We start from the raw sequence: 13,874 nt of genomic DNA on the forward strand, positions 1-13,874 counted from the left end.
GCGTATTGAACCAAAAAAAGCTTCGTCATGGTTTGTTTTAACCATCACGAAGCTTTTTTGTGCCGTTTACGACTTATTTGAACACTGGATTACCATTCCGGTACAGAATGTCGTCTTGATCATTCTTCACATTAGCGTAGCGAGCTGCCGCAAAGAAGTAGTCGGACAAGCGATTAATGAATACCAGCGTATTAGAATTAATACTATCTTGTTCTTGCAGTGCCACTATTCGACGTTCTGCACGACGGGTGATCGTTCGCGCCACGTGCAGTGCTGATGCTTCCGGTGAACCACCAGGCAAAATGAAGCGGTCGATTTTTGGCGCAGCTGCGACATACTTATCAATGATGTCTTCCAGCCATTTAGTTTGCTTAGCAGACAGGTCATCGGTGAATACGTACTCATGCTTTTTGTCCGTTGAGATGGTCGCTAAGTCGCGGCCAATATCAAATAGGATTTGCTGAATTTCTTCTAGTTCAGCGCGCATCTCCTGTGTTTTGCCGGTTAAGATCGAAGCAGTATAGCCGATCCATGAATTAAGCTCATCGACGGTCCCGTAAGCTTCAACCCGACTGTCACTCTTAGGAATCATTGATGCACCAATGATTTGAGTTTTACCTTTGTCACCATGTCGCGTATATATTTTCATCAGTTTACCTCCAAGTTTTCTTACTTTTTATAACATATGTGTATATAAGTCAATGAATAATTAGAATATTAGCAAAATAATACCATGAAAACCAACTTGTGTACATGAATTTGATAATTGGCTTGACACCTGACAGTATGGGAAGTTGTATTGTGAAAATAATACTTTAATGCAAAAAGTATCAATATTGTGACCTTGTGATGTTCATATCAATCATAAAAAAGCTAGGATTCTCTAAGATAGTGCTAGCAAAATTTTATATAATGAAAGTGCTTTCAGATTAGGAAAGCGAACAAGTTCACAAACTTAAGGAGGCTATACAATTATGGGACAAGAAGCTCTTGGATTAATCGAAACTAAAGGTTTAGTTGCGTCAATCGAAGCTGCCGATGCCATGGTTAAAGCTGCAAACGTTAACTTGGTTGGACAGGAAAAAATTGGACACGGGCTGGTAACAATTATGGTTCGTGGCGACGTTGGCGCCGTTAACGCATCTGTAGAAGCAGGTGTTGCGGCAGCTGAAAATATTGGCGAAGTGGTTTCGAGTTACGTAATCCCTCGCCCACATCAAGATGTTGAAAAGATTTTACCAACAACACCATCACCTGCTGAAAAGAAGTAGAGAATGGAACGATAATGACGTAACCTTTATTGCTACTGCGATAGAGATTACTTAACAAGTCAGGAGGGAAGACATGAATGATTTTCTAAATTCAACGAGCTCCATTTCTGAGTTCGTTGGTGCAAGTCATATTGGTGACACAATTGGGATGGTTATCCCAGCTGTTGATCAAATGTTACTGGATAAATTGACCTTAACGAAAAAGTATTCAGTAATTGGTATTTTAAGTGCTCGTTCAGGTGCCGGTCCACAGATTCTTTCAATGGACGATGCCGTTAAAGCAACCAACACTGAAGTAATTGATATTGAATTGCCTCGTGATACTAAAGGCGGTGCCGGTCATGGGTCTTTGATCTTAATCGGTGGCTATGATCCTTCAGATTGCCGTCAAGCGATTCAGGTTGCTTTGGATGGTCTGCCAAAGCACTTTGGTGATGTTTATAACTCACCAGCAGGACATTTGGAATTACAATTTACTGCTAGTGCAGCGGGCGCATGCCACTTGGCATTTGGTGCACCTGTTGGAAAAGCATATGGTTTAGTTTGTGGCGCGCCTTCAGGTATTGGTGTTGTCATGGCTGATACAGCAATCAAGACGGCTTCAGTAGACGTCTTATCATTTGCTTCACCAGGTCATGGTACCAGTTTCTCTAATGAAGGTATGGTTCACATGAGTGGTGATTCAGGAGCTGTTCGTCAAGCTGTTATGGCCGGCCGTGAAGTCGGACTGAAGTTATTAGCTGAATTAGGCAAACAACCAGTTGCTGATTTTCCATCTTACATTAAGTAGGGAGGGCAAAAATCTTGAAAAGACAAAAACGATTTGAAATGCTAGAAAAGCGTCCCATTCATCAAGATGGTTTTGTTAAAGAGTGGCCTAGCGAAGGTTTAGTTGCTATGATGGGTCCTAACGATCCAAAGCCAAGTATCAAGATTGAAAACGGCGTAGTTACTGAACTTGATGGTAAGAAGCGCGAAGACTTTGATTTGATTGATTCATATATTGCTGAATATGGGATCGTTTTGGACAACGCCGAAAAGGTTATGGCCATGGATTCTACTAAGATTGCTAATATGTTAGTTGATCCCAACGTCTCACGTAAAGATGTTATCAAAGTTACCTTATCATTAACCCCAGCTAAGGCTGAAGAGGTTATTAGTAAGTTGAACTTCGGTGAAATGATCATGGCCGTTCAAAAGATGCGTGCTCGTCGTACACCAGCTACACAAGCCCACGTTACCAACGTTCGTGATAACCCAGTTTTGATTGCTGCCGATGCTGCCGATGCCGCTCAACGTGGGTTCCCTGAACTTGAAACCACCACTGCGGTTGCTCGTTACGCGCCATTCAACGCCATTTCATTGTTAGTCGGTGCTCAAACTGGTCGTCCAGGTGTCTTATCTCAATGCTCTGTTGAGGAAGCTACCGAATTAAACTTAGGTATGAAAGGCTTCACTGCTTACGCTGAAACCATTTCTGTTTACGGGACTGACCAAGTCTTTACCGATGGTGATGATACACCATGGTCTAAAGGATTCTTGGCATCTTGCTACGCTTCACGTGGTTTGAAGATGCGGTTCACTTCCGGTTCAGGTTCTGAAGTTATGATGGGCTACACCGAAGGCAAGTCAATGCTTTACCTTGAATCACGATGCATCTTCATCACCAAAGCTTCAGGTGTTCAAGGCCTGCAAAACGGTGGTGTTAGTTGCATTGGTATTCCAGGTGCCGTTCCTTCAGGTATCCGTTCAGTATTAGGTGAAAACCTCTTATGCATGATGATGGATATCGAATGTGCTTCTGGCTGTGACCAATCCTTCTCACACTCAGACATGCGTCGTACTGAACGTATGATCGGTCAATTCGTTGCTGGTACTGACTACATTTCATCTGGTTACTCATCAACACCTAACTACGATAACACCTTTGCTGGTTCTAACACTGATGCTTACGACTACGATGACTACTACATCATGGAACGTGATTTAGCTGTCAACGGTGGTATTCACCCAGTTAACGAACAAGATATCATTAAGATCCGTAGCAAAGCTGCTCATGCTATCCAAGCTGTCTTTGATCAGTTAGGTCTGCCAAAGATCACTGATGAAGAAGTTGAAGCTGCTACCTATGCTAACAGTTCAAAGGATATGCCAGATCGTAACATGGTTGAAGATATGAAAGCCGCTCAAGAATTGCTTGATCGTGGTATTACTGCCATTGATATCGTTAAGGCTTTGAATGACTCAGACTTCAAAGACGTTGCCCAAGCTGTTCTTAACCTTCAAAAGCAAAAGGTTTGCGGTGACTTCCTGCAAACATCATCCATCTTCGACAAGAATTGGAACATCATTTCAGCTGTAAACAACCCTAATGATTACCAAGGTCCTGGTACTGGATATCGTCTACAAAACGATAAGGATGAATGGGAACGTATCAAAGATGTGCCATTTGCTATGGATCCTGGACACATGCAATTCTAGCCAGCTAAGGAGGTAAGTGCTGTGTCAAATACTATTGATGAAGATTTACTCAAACGAATTATTAAACAGGTACTGGTCGAATCAGGTGTTAAAACAACTGATAAGCCAATTTCATTTAAAGACGACAAGGGTTCTGCAACTGCTACTGCAGGTGGAACACCAACTGGGACTCAGACCGCTGAGGACCGTTCAACTTTGGATCACGCTGTACCTGAAGAAAAATTAGATTGGTTCAAACATGTCGGTGTCGCTAAACAAGGCTTCTCTCAAGATGAAGTTGTCATCGCGGTTGCTCCAGCCTTTGCTGAAGTCTTAACCAAGAACATGACCGGATTAGCTCATAAAGATATCTTGCGTCAGCTTGTTGCAGGGATCGAAGAAGAAGGACTCAAGGCCCGTATCATTAAGGTCTACCGGACTTCTGATGTTTCGTTCTGTGCCGCTGAAGGTGATAAGCTTTCTGGTTCTGGAATCGCAATTGGTATCCAATCAAAGGGTACGACTGTTATTCACCAAAAGGACCAAGACCCACTGTCAAACTTGGAATTGTTCCCACAAGCTCCAGTTTTGACGTTGGATACTTACCGTCAGATCGGTAAGAACGCTGCTCAATATGCAAAGAGTATGTCACCTAGCCCTGTACCAACGGTCAACGACCAAATGGCACGTGTGGCTTACCAAGCTATTTCAGCATTGTTGCATATTAAAGAGACGAAACAGGTTGTTGTTGGTAAACCTGCTGAAGAAATCGAAGTTAACTTTGATTAGGAGGTATCAGAATGAGTGAGATTGATGATTTAGTCGCAAAAGTTGCTAGTCAACTCGGTGCACAAGTAAACCAAAGCTCAAGTTCATCTAATACAGACACTGATAATACTTCAAGCCTGCCATCTAAAGAACTTGATGCCAGCGACTATCCACTATATAAGAAGCACCCAGACTTAGTAAAGTCAGCATCAGGTGAAGATCTAAAGGACATTACCTTTGATAACGTCTTAAACAACAAGATCGGACCAAAGGATCTGCGGATTGCACCAAATACTTTACGGATGCAAGGTCAAATCGCTAAGAATGCTGGTCGTGCTGCTATTCAACGTAACATGCAACGGGCCGCTGAATTAACCAAGATCCCTGATGCTCGTTTACTGGAAATGTACGGTGCCTTACGTCCATACCGGTCAACTAAACAGGAATTATTGGATATTGCAGATGAATTATTAAACAAATACAACGCCAAAGTATGTTCAAACTGGTTCAAAGAAGCAGCTGACAACTACGAAACCAGAAAGAAGCTGAAAGGCGATAACTAGTTAGGAGTGGACGCGATGAAACGAGTTATCGGTGTAGATATCGGGAACTCATCGACGGAAACTGCCTTAGCCGAAGTTTCAGATGATGGCCAAATTAACTTTATTGGTTCAGGGATAGCGGCAACAACTGGCATCAAAGGGACTAAGCAAAATATGACTGGTATTCGAGAATCAATCAGCCGGTTGCTGAAACCCACGAAGTTCGAAATTGACGATGTTGACCTGATCCGGGTAAATGAAGCCACACCAGTTATTGGTGATGTGGCGATGGAAACCATTTCTGAAACGATTATCACTGAGTCAACGATGATTGGGCATAACCCCAATACTCCAGGCGGCCTCGGCATTGGTGCCGGCTATACCATTGGACTATTGGATCTGGTTAAACAAGCCGATCACAAACGTTCATACATTGTGGTGGTACCTGGTGGCATTGATTTTGCTGATGTTGCTAAGCTGATCAATATGTACGTTAATTCTGGTTTTAAGATTACGGCGGCAATTCTTCAAAACGATGATGGTGTTCTGGTTGATAATCGACTGGAACACAGGATTCCGATTGTCGATGAAGTATCACTGATCGATAAGGTGCCGATTAACATGTTAGCGGCCGTTGAAGTTGCTGATAAAGGGCGAGTCATTTCCCAACTATCCAACCCATACGGTATTGCAACGCTGTTTAATCTGACATCGGAAGAAACTAAAAATATCGTGCCTGTCTCACGTGCCTTAATTGGCAACCGTTCTGCGGTTGTCATTAAGACGCCTGAAGGTGATGTTAAAGCGAGAATCATTCCTGCTGGGAGTATCAATATCAAAGGTGATACCGGCAGTGAAAGCGTTGACGTGGCTGGTGGTGCTGATGCCATCATGAAGAAGGTCGGCGATTTTCACAGTATTACCGATATTACTGGTGAATCTGGTACCAACGTTGGCGGCATGCTTGAAAAGGTTCGTCAAACCATGGCGGATCTGACTGGTAAACAGAATAAGCAAATTGCTATTCAAGATTTATTAGCCGTTGATACCAACGTTCCCGTTAAAGTTCAGGGTGGTCTTGCTGGTGAATTCTCCAACGAACAAGCCGTTGGGATCGCTGCGATGGTTAAGTCAGATCACCTGCAGATGCAACGCATTGCGGACTTGATCCACGCTCAAATGGGTGTTCAAGTTGAAATTGGCGGTGCTGAAGCTGAAGCTGCGATTCAAGGTGCTTTGACTACCCCAGGGACGACTAAGCCAATTGCCATTCTTGATTTAGGTGCCGGTTCAACCGATGCTTCGATCATCAACAAGCAAAATGACATCGTTGCCATTCATCTGGCAGGTGCTGGTGACATGGTTACCATGATCATCAACTCCGAGCTCGGATTGCATGACGAAAGTTTGGCTGAAGAAATTAAACGCTATCCGTTAGCTAAAGTGGAGAATTTGTTCCAAATTCGTCACGAAGACGGTTCCGTTCAATTCTTCGAAAAACCGTTACCATCTGATATTTTTGCAAAAGTTGTTGTTGTTAAGCCTGATGGTTTCACACCAGTTCCGAATAATCTCAATATTGAACAGATTAAGATGGTTCGCCAAAGTGCTAAGAAGCGGGTCTTCGTTGAAAACGCTATCCGGGCATTGAAGCACGTGAGCCCAACAGGTAACATTCGTGACATTCCATTCGTGGTTATTGTGGGTGGTTCAGCATTGGACTTTGAAATTCCACAATTTGTCACCGATGAATTATCACATTACAGCTTAGTTGCCGGTCGAGGCAACATTCGCTCGATTGAAGGGCCACGAAACGCTGTGGCAACGGGGTTAATTATTTCTTACGCCCGTGAAAGAAGGGCTCAGTCATGATCGAAACTGATAGTCATATTCCGTCGATTGTTTTGGCTGTCCCCCAAAAGGACGAAGATCTGACTAACCTGTCCGAATTGTTAAACGGTGTCGAAGAGGAGGAAATCCCCCTCTCCGTTGCCGTCATTAATGAGGGTGACAACGTTGACAATGCTTATCAAGCGGCACTTCATTCTAAACTGGCAGTCGGAATAGCGTATGATTCACAATCAGTCGTCTTGCACTATAAAAACCTGCAGCCACGCGAACCGTTGTTTACCGTCCCAATGCAAAATAATGCTCAACTTCGCGCACTGGGCGCTAACGCTGCTCGATTAGTGAAAGGCACGCCATTTAAACTGTTCAAAGGGAGTGAAACCGAATGAAATCATTAGGATATCTAGAAGTTGAGGGTTTAACAACCGGGATTTTTGTAGCGGATAAAATGCTCAAAACAGCTGATGTTGAATTGCAACCGATTCAAAGTGCCATGGGCAGTGGCTGGTCAATGATCAGTATCACTGGCGATGTTGCCGCGGTGCAAGTCTCAATTGAAGCTGGTAAAGAAGCAGCTGGTGATCACGTGATTAGCTCAGTAGTGATTCCTAATCCTGCTGAAGGTATTCCAGGTCTTGGCGACGATGATGCCATTTTAGGTAACACCAAGCCTCAACCAAAGAAGACCACTTACCCAATTAATAAATCTGCCAAAAAGTCTGAGTCTGTTGCGCCTACACGGCCGAGATCTTCATCAACAACGACTAGGACTAACACGAAACCAAGTTCACGGCAGAATGCTAAGCCAAGTTCGAAGCCAAACACAAAGTCAACTGGGAACAAACCAACTGACAATAAAGCAAACAACAGTAAGAACAACAGAAACAATAATAACGACAAATAATAAATTGGAGGAAAAAATTATGAACAATGCATTAGGAATGATCGAAACTAAAGGTTTAGTAGCCTCTATTGAAGGTGCAGATGCCATGGTTAAAGCTGCTAACGTCACTATGGTCGGCCAAGAAAAGATCGGTAGCGGATTAGTTACTGTTATGGTCCGTGGCGATGTTGGTGCCGTTAAAGCCGCAGTTGATGCCGGTGTTGCAGCAGCTGAAAACATTGGTGAAGTTGTTAGCTCATATGTCATCCCTCGTCCACACGCAGAAGTTGAAAACATTTTACCAAAGGCTTAATTGTTATCAACAAACATTAACAGCATTGGGCCATAACTGCTGAAGTTAAGGCAGCTCAGGTCAATGCAGCTAACGTTGGTACAGACGTAGCCGGTAAAATCATCGAATGTGTGCGAATGAGAATGTGGGGTGATTAAGTGGATGAATTAATGGCGAAAGTTATTAAAAAGATTCGCGACCGCCAGACACAATCTATTCAAATCACTTATTTCAATAATTCCAGCGCACCAGGTTCTGAGGTTTTTGTCAATAATGCAACCGTTGACATCATGAATATATCATTGCAATTGCTGAAAGATTTATACAGTATGAACACCGAAAATGAGTGGGTAAAGTGGATCGCTCAAGGGTTTGAATATGATATCAACTTTCGCTTTGAAGTTTCTGCGAAAGTTGCCAAGTTCCTTCCCGTTAAGATGATCCGCGACTGGCCGGTACTCTTCGTGGTTGACGCGAAGCGGCCAGTCCATTCATTCAGACGGCACTATGTCTCACGTGCCGCAGTAGCCGACATTGCTGATAAATCCGTCGTTGTATTGACACAAGATCAAAGATTAACTGCTGATGCAGAAGAAATTGCGAGATTCAAAGACATTCAATTACAAGTTAGGAATGATGTAGATTGTATATGGCAAAAGTGATTGGCAGCGTGGTTTCAACTCAAAAGGATAAATCACTCGTCGGTCGTAAACTGATGATTGTCCAACCAATTGATGCTGAAGGTAAATCTACGCGTTCTCAGGAAGTTGCTGCTGATACAGTTGGTGCGGGAGTTGGCGAGTTCGTACTATTAGTACATGGTGCCGGTGCCCGTAAAGCTAACGTCGGTGAACGCACGCAACGCGATGTTGTTGATTGCGCAATTGTTGGAATTATAGATACATTTGATTCTTGAAAGGGATGATCTCTTGGCTATCTATACAAAGGGTGGCGATAAAGGACAGACCAGCCTGTATGATGGGCTGAGAGTCGACAAGGGTTCTACTAGAGTTGAAACTTACGGCTCGTTTGACGAGTTAAATGCAAATGTTAGTTTGGCAGAAAAGATGTGTGTCTCGGAGAAAAACAAGGAGATTCTACGACGAGTGGAATATAAGATGTTTTTCTTGCAGGGTGAAATTGCCACATCTGATACGAAGAAGTTCTTGCAAAATAGTAAGTCAATTACTGATAAGGATACCAAGTATCTTGAGTCAGTCATTGATCAGTACACGGCAGAACTGCCCAAAGTTGCCAGCTTCATTTTACCCGGAACGAGTTTAGCAGGTGCTCAGCTTCACGTTTGTCGAACAGTCTGTCGGCGTGCTGAGCGACAATTTGTTCGCTTTTCAAAGGAGAACAAGACTCGTCCAGAACTAGAAAGATACGTCAATCGCATGTCTGACTTTTTCTACATCATGGCGCGGTCAGAGGATCATGAGGCCGAACTTAATGAGTTAGTAGATGAAGTTTTCAAGCGATATAAAGCATGTAAAGAGGGATAATACGATGAATGAAGAACACATTGGCGAAATTATTAAGGGTATTTTGGCAGAAGATCAAAGTGCCGATCCAGTTTTCGATAAAAAGCGGATGGAAGATGCCATCAATGATGGGATCGCTAAAGCTAACGAATTAGGTGTCGGCGTAACGTTCTGCTTTCTCGACTCAGGTCGTGTAGAGCGGATGCTTTACCACATGCCAAATGCCAACTTGGTAAGTAGCGAATTGGCTCCTAAGAAGGCTTGGTCAGCATTTTCAATGAAGATGCCAACCAAAGACTTTAGCAAAGACATTCAACCAGGTGGCCCATTGTACGAAATGGGAACCAGCTTGGGTGGTAAGTTAGTATCATTCCCAGGCGGTATTCCATTGAAGATCAACGATAAGTTCATTGGTGCGGTTGGTGTCAGTGGCGGCTTAGTCGAAGAAGACGAAGCCATCTGTGAAGCCACGGTCGCTTCCTTTATGAAGAGGCTGGGTTAGCATGGACAAAGTTGAAGAGCAGATCAAACAGATCTTGGCTGAGGAATTATCCCATCTCGTAACTGATGGCGATAAGAAGCCAGCCAGCAAATAATGATTGAAAAATCTTCAAGACTGTCGATGAACTCATGAGACTGTTTTAGCCACTCAAAATTCTAGATGATCTTACGTTGGTACGGGTGCTGTTGTTAATGGGGCACGCTTAGGTGCGTCAGTATTAATAGCAGCACCCACTGGTGAAAAGTAGTGATGATGTTGTTACGCACGTCAGCGTTGTCTCACTTCACCAGAAGTATTTTTACTCGTATATGGGAGGCATAATAAGATATGGAAACATTTTCAGTTCCTACAAAGATTTTTTCCGGCGTTGATAGCCTAAATCAACTGTCAACCATTTCAAAGGAAAAGATTTTTATGGTGTGTGACGCATTTTTGCCAAATACACCAACCCTTAAGGAAATTACTGGTAAGGTTAACGGTTCTAACGAAGTCTCCATCTTTTCAGATGTGAAACCTAACCCACCGCTGCCAAATATTATCGAAGGTGTTAAGCAGTATATCGGTGTTAAGCCAACGGTTATCGTAGCCATTGGTGGTGGTTCAGCAATCGATACTGCTAAAGCCATTCGGTTCTTTGGTGAAAAGATCTTAGGTGAAGAAGTTAAGTGCTTCTTTGCAATTCCAACTACTAGTGGTACTGGTTCAGAAGTTACTAATACCAGTGTCATTTCTGATCCTGAAGCAGGGCGTAAATTCCCTATTTTGGACGATCATCTGACACCAGACTACGCACTTTTGGATCCTAAACTGGTTATGACGGCACCTAAGAGTGTGTCCGCTTACTCCGGTTTGGATGTTATGACTCACGGGCTAGAATCATTAGTTGCCCGTGATGCTAACGTGATCACTGAAGCCTTGTCTGAAAAGGCCATTGACGTCATCGCACACCACTTAGTTGGCTGTGTAAATGATGGTACTGACGTTCACGAACGTCAGATCGTGCATGAAGCTTCTTGTGCAGCTGGTTTGGCCTTCAATAATGCCGGCCTTGGAATCTGCCACTCAATTGCTCACCAATTAGGTGCCGAGTTCCATGTTCCGCATGGCTTAGCATGTGCAATTCTGTTGCCTTACGTTGTCAGCTACAATGCCAGCAAGAGTCCCGAAGCACTGAAGAAGTACGCCGGTGTTGCTCGTAAGACTGGTTTGGCTGCTCACGGTATGGGCGATAAGATTGCGGTTCACCATTTGACTAACTACATCAAACAAATGATGCGTGAGATGCACTGTCCTGCATCATTGACTGCATTTGGTGTTGATCCTAGTGAAGCCGATAAGAAGTGCGCAACCATTGTTGCAAATGCTAAGAAGGATGCTACTTTCCCTGGCAATCCTGTTGTACCGACTGACGAAGACTTAGCTGCCATTTACCAGGACGCTATTTAGTCTAAGCTAGTGGTATTTACAGCCGGCTTCGGTGAGCATTCAAATCTGATTTGCAAGATGATACCGTAAATCAGGCTATTGGGGATTATCGTTAATCAACCAAAATGCCCAAAATACTCTAAAAATTAGCACGGATGGCACTCCGGTTCATGTTGCAGTCATTCCAACTAATGAAGAGCTTGTTATTGCAAGAGATGTGATGAGCATCGCAGGACTTTAAAAAGGGGGTGTTACCTTGGCTAGAGACATTCAACGTACGATTCAGGAATATGTTCCAGGTAAGCAGGTGACGTTAGCGCACATTATTGCTAATCCTACCCCAGATATTTATGAAAAACTTGGGATTCAAACACCTAAAAATGCACTTGGTATCTTGACCATTACCCCTGCTGAAACCTCTATCATTGCTGGGGATATTGCCACTAAGACTGGCAATGTTAAACTGGGCTTCATTGATCGGTTTAGCGGTTCAGTTGTGATTGTAGGTGAAGTATCTGAAGTCGAGTCGGCTCTAAAGCAAGTGATTGCAACACTTGGTGATATGTTAGGCTTTGATACACCTAACATTACTAAAACTTAGGAGTGATTAGCATGGACATATCGCCCATTTTGAAACCGTTTAAAATTAGTAACAAATTAGAATTACAAAATCGCATCGTGCTTGCGCCACTCGATATGCAGAACGCACTGTCTGATGGCCGGGTTAGTCAACGCGCAATCACTTTTCATCGTGGCCGGTCACGTGACGTTGGTTTGGACGTTGTCGGTTCTGCGTACGTTTCGCAGGACGGCAAACCTGGGAAGCACTCGTTGAGTGTTTCGCGGGATGCAGATATTCCGGGATTAACGAAGCTAGCGGCAACGATTCACGGTGATGGTTCTAAGGCCATCTTGCAGTTAGTTCACGCCGGTCGAATGACGACCAAGGCGACCACGGATACACCAATCGTGGCGCCAAGCGCGGTTGCTGCCGGTTATGGTGACTTTCCAAAGCCGACCGCCCTTGATGAAGATGGCATTAACCGCATCATTAAGGACTTCTTATCCGCGACGGATCGGGCCTATAAGGCTGGGTTTGATGGCGTTGAATTGCACGGGGCAAGTTCGTTCTTGCTTCAGCAGTTCCTGTCACCAATGTCCAACCACCGACGTGATCAGTTCGGTGTTAACTTGGTTGGCCGCTTACGGTTTGCAACTATCTTAGTGACCAAGCTGGTTAAGTTAGCTAAGTCGTTATCACCAAACTTTGTGGTTGGCTATCGTTTAAGCCCAGAAGAACACCAAGCCGAGGGGATATCATTAAGTGACACGATTGGTTTAGCAGCAGTGCTGAGCCACCTCGGAATTGATTATTTGAGCTTATCGTTAAAGAACTATAAGCAATCTGCTTTTGTATTGCCTGAAGTGACTAACGTCGTCAAGATGTTCTCTAAGGTGGTCCACTGTCCGATTATTACGGTTGGCGGGATCAACTCAGTCGACACTTTAACTGATGCACTGAACCAGGCTGACTTGGCTGGTGTTGCATCTGCACTGATAGATGATCCAAATTGGGTTAAAAAATTGGGGTTGTAAGGCATGGTGAATTTGTTGACGGTCCCTGGCGCATTTAACGTGCGTGACCTAGGTGGTATCTTGGGCCGGGACAATCGAAAAATTATTAACCATAAATTGATTCGTGCTGGGTACTTATCGGATATTAACGAGACGGGGAATCAAAACCTGTTAAATTATGGGGTGAAAACGATCATTGATCTGCGTTCACCAGATGAGGTGACGACTTATCCCGATAAGATATCCTCTGAATTTAACTATCTTAAAGTTCCTATTTTTCCCGACGATGTCACGGCTAGTACGTCGACATTGGATGAAATTAATACTCGATACGCTCGCGATTCGGAGTATGGCTACGAGCGTATGTTGCAATCATATCGGAGGATGGTAATTGATCCGCACGCAATTTGTGGCTATCGTGCATTCTTTCAAGCAATCCTTGATCATCGAGCTGACGGCGGGATTTTATTTCACTGCTCAGCTGGAAAGGATCGGACAGGCATCTGCAGCTATTTGCTTTTGGCAGTACTGGGAGTGAATCCTCAGCGGAACCTGCAGGATTACCTAGACAGCAATCCCGCTTCGAAAGACCGTATCAACTCGCGGATGCAAGAAGCTAAAAGTAAGCAGCTAGGACAGTGTTTTGTGACTTCTATACATGATTTAGCTGTTGTCAGTTTGGATTACATTGAACAACCGCTGTCGCTGATCAACTACGAATTCGGTGGTATGACCGCTTTTATTAAAGATGAGATCGGACTTAGTGACTCTGATATCAACGCGATATGCGATGCATTTTTAAAATGATTAGTTGTTGGATTAGT

18 protein-coding genes are annotated in these 13,874 nt (G+C 43.9%); 17 read left to right on the top strand and 1 reads right to left on the bottom strand.

Annotated features, from left to right (window positions below):
• Positions 1-73 precede the first annotated feature (73 nt).
• Positions 74-649: a cob(I)yrinic acid a,c-diamide adenosyltransferase gene (locus CES79_RS02565; RefSeq protein ID WP_054656011.1), complete on the bottom strand. Its 576-nt coding sequence runs from the start codon at positions 647-649 to the stop codon at positions 74-76.
• A 325-nt stretch (positions 650-974) separates the two neighbouring features.
• On the opposite strand from CES79_RS02565, the gene CES79_RS02570 reads away from it, so the two are divergent.
• From CES79_RS02570 to CES79_RS02650, 17 genes are all read left to right on the top strand, one after another.
• On the top strand, positions 975-1,271 hold the full coding sequence (locus CES79_RS02570; protein ID WP_089136220.1) for a BMC domain-containing protein: 297 nt from the start codon (positions 975-977) through the stop codon (positions 1,269-1,271).
• 73 nt (positions 1,272-1,344) lie between these two features.
• Positions 1,345-2,061 (top strand): propanediol utilization microcompartment protein PduB, encoded by a 717-nt coding sequence (pduB, locus tag CES79_RS02575; RefSeq protein ID WP_089136221.1) that lies wholly within the window; start codon positions 1,345-1,347, stop codon positions 2,059-2,061.
• A 14-nt stretch (positions 2,062-2,075) separates the two neighbouring features.
• Entirely contained in the window at positions 2,076-3,752 is a 1,677-nt protein-coding gene (locus CES79_RS02580; protein ID WP_054656007.1) for a propanediol/glycerol family dehydratase large subunit, read from the top strand.
• Positions 3,753-3,773: 21 nt separating this feature from the next.
• Positions 3,774-4,520 carry a propanediol/glycerol family dehydratase medium subunit gene (locus CES79_RS02585; RefSeq protein ID WP_054656005.1) on the top strand — a complete coding sequence of 249 codons (747 nt, stop codon included), beginning with the start codon at positions 3,774-3,776 and terminating at the stop codon, positions 4,518-4,520.
• 11 nt (positions 4,521-4,531) lie between these two features.
• Positions 4,532-5,062: a diol dehydratase small subunit gene (locus CES79_RS02590; protein ID WP_054656003.1), complete on the top strand. Its 531-nt coding sequence runs from the start codon at positions 4,532-4,534 to the stop codon at positions 5,060-5,062.
• A 15-nt stretch (positions 5,063-5,077) separates the two neighbouring features.
• Positions 5,078-6,913: a diol dehydratase reactivase subunit alpha gene (locus tag CES79_RS02595; protein WP_089136222.1), complete on the top strand. Its 1,836-nt coding sequence runs from the start codon at positions 5,078-5,080 to the stop codon at positions 6,911-6,913.
• Positions 6,910-7,278 carry a glycerol dehydratase reactivase beta/small subunit family protein gene (locus tag CES79_RS02600; protein ID WP_054656340.1) on the top strand — a complete coding sequence of 123 codons (369 nt, stop codon included), beginning with the start codon at positions 6,910-6,912 and terminating at the stop codon, positions 7,276-7,278. The genes CES79_RS02595 and CES79_RS02600 overlap by 4 nt, the downstream gene beginning before the upstream one ends.
• The gene (locus CES79_RS02605; protein WP_054656304.1) at positions 7,275-7,793 is read left to right on the top strand and encodes a BMC domain-containing protein; all 519 of its coding nucleotides are present in this window, start codon (positions 7,275-7,277) and stop codon (positions 7,791-7,793) included. The genes CES79_RS02600 and CES79_RS02605 overlap by 4 nt, the downstream gene beginning before the upstream one ends.
• 16 nt (positions 7,794-7,809) lie before the next feature.
• Positions 7,810-8,085 (top strand): BMC domain-containing protein, encoded by a 276-nt coding sequence (locus CES79_RS02610; RefSeq protein ID WP_290123441.1) that lies wholly within the window; start codon positions 7,810-7,812, stop codon positions 8,083-8,085.
• A gap of 149 nt (positions 8,086-8,234) precedes the next feature.
• Positions 8,235-8,726 (top strand): PduM family microcompartment protein, encoded by a 492-nt coding sequence (gene pduM / locus CES79_RS02615; protein ID WP_089136223.1) that lies wholly within the window; start codon positions 8,235-8,237, stop codon positions 8,724-8,726.
• Positions 8,708-8,980, top strand: coding sequence for a EutN/CcmL family microcompartment protein (locus CES79_RS02620; RefSeq protein WP_054656307.1), 273 nt, complete (start codon positions 8,708-8,710; stop codon positions 8,978-8,980). The genes pduM and CES79_RS02620 overlap by 19 nt, the downstream gene beginning before the upstream one ends.
• 13 nt (positions 8,981-8,993) lie before the next feature.
• Positions 8,994-9,569 (top strand): cob(I)yrinic acid a,c-diamide adenosyltransferase, encoded by a 576-nt coding sequence (locus tag CES79_RS02625; protein WP_054656341.1) that lies wholly within the window; start codon positions 8,994-8,996, stop codon positions 9,567-9,569.
• Positions 9,570-9,573: 4 nt separating this feature from the next.
• Positions 9,574-10,050 carry a GlcG/HbpS family heme-binding protein gene (locus tag CES79_RS02630; RefSeq protein WP_089136224.1) on the top strand — a complete coding sequence of 159 codons (477 nt, stop codon included), beginning with the start codon at positions 9,574-9,576 and terminating at the stop codon, positions 10,048-10,050.
• Between the two features lie 327 nt (positions 10,051-10,377).
• Positions 10,378-11,496, top strand: a complete 1,119-nt coding sequence (locus CES79_RS02635; protein ID WP_054656308.1) for a 1-propanol dehydrogenase PduQ — start codon at positions 10,378-10,380, stop codon at positions 11,494-11,496.
• A 235-nt stretch (positions 11,497-11,731) separates the two neighbouring features.
• A complete protein-coding gene (locus tag CES79_RS02640) occupies positions 11,732-12,076 on the top strand; it encodes a BMC domain-containing protein (RefSeq protein WP_054656309.1) in 345 nt (114 codons plus the stop codon).
• Positions 12,077-12,087: 11 nt separating this feature from the next.
• The gene (locus tag CES79_RS02645) at positions 12,088-13,071 is read left to right on the top strand and encodes an oxidoreductase (RefSeq protein ID WP_089136225.1); all 984 of its coding nucleotides are present in this window, start codon (positions 12,088-12,090) and stop codon (positions 13,069-13,071) included.
• A gap of 3 nt (positions 13,072-13,074) precedes the next feature.
• Complete coding sequence (locus tag CES79_RS02650) at positions 13,075-13,857, top strand: tyrosine-protein phosphatase (RefSeq protein ID WP_089136226.1); 783 nt, start codon at positions 13,075-13,077, stop codon at positions 13,855-13,857.
• Positions 13,858-13,874: the final 17 nt, after the last annotated feature.

Origin of the sequence: Secundilactobacillus silagei JCM 19001 (assembly GCF_002217945.1) — a bacterium.
GTDB lineage: Bacteria > Bacillota > Bacilli > Lactobacillales > Lactobacillaceae > Secundilactobacillus > Secundilactobacillus silagei.

Bases quoted from the DNA above. Each gene is read 5' to 3' on its own strand.
- CES79_RS02565 (WP_054656011.1), bottom strand. From the start codon at position 649: ATGAAAATATATACGCGACATGGTGACAAAGGTAAAACTCAAATCATT.
- CES79_RS02570 (WP_089136220.1), top strand. From the start codon at position 975: ATGGGACAAGAAGCTCTTGGATTAATCGAAACTAAAGGTTTAGTTGCG.
- pduB (WP_089136221.1), top strand. From the start codon at position 1,345: ATGAATGATTTTCTAAATTCAACGAGCTCCATTTCTGAGTTCGTTGGT.
- CES79_RS02590 (WP_054656003.1), top strand. From the start codon at position 4,532: ATGAGTGAGATTGATGATTTAGTCGCAAAAGTTGCTAGTCAACTCGGT.
- CES79_RS02595 (WP_089136222.1), top strand. From the start codon at position 5,078: ATGAAACGAGTTATCGGTGTAGATATCGGGAACTCATCGACGGAAACT.
- CES79_RS02600 (WP_054656340.1), top strand. From the start codon at position 6,910: ATGATCGAAACTGATAGTCATATTCCGTCGATTGTTTTGGCTGTCCCC.
- CES79_RS02605 (WP_054656304.1), top strand. From the start codon at position 7,275: ATGAAATCATTAGGATATCTAGAAGTTGAGGGTTTAACAACCGGGATT.
- pduM (WP_089136223.1), top strand. From the start codon at position 8,235: ATGGCGAAAGTTATTAAAAAGATTCGCGACCGCCAGACACAATCTATT.
- CES79_RS02630 (WP_089136224.1), top strand. From the start codon at position 9,574: ATGAATGAAGAACACATTGGCGAAATTATTAAGGGTATTTTGGCAGAA.
- CES79_RS02635 (WP_054656308.1), top strand. From the start codon at position 10,378: ATGGAAACATTTTCAGTTCCTACAAAGATTTTTTCCGGCGTTGATAGC.
- CES79_RS02645 (WP_089136225.1), top strand. From the start codon at position 12,088: ATGGACATATCGCCCATTTTGAAACCGTTTAAAATTAGTAACAAATTA.
- CES79_RS02650 (WP_089136226.1), top strand. From the start codon at position 13,075: ATGGTGAATTTGTTGACGGTCCCTGGCGCATTTAACGTGCGTGACCTA.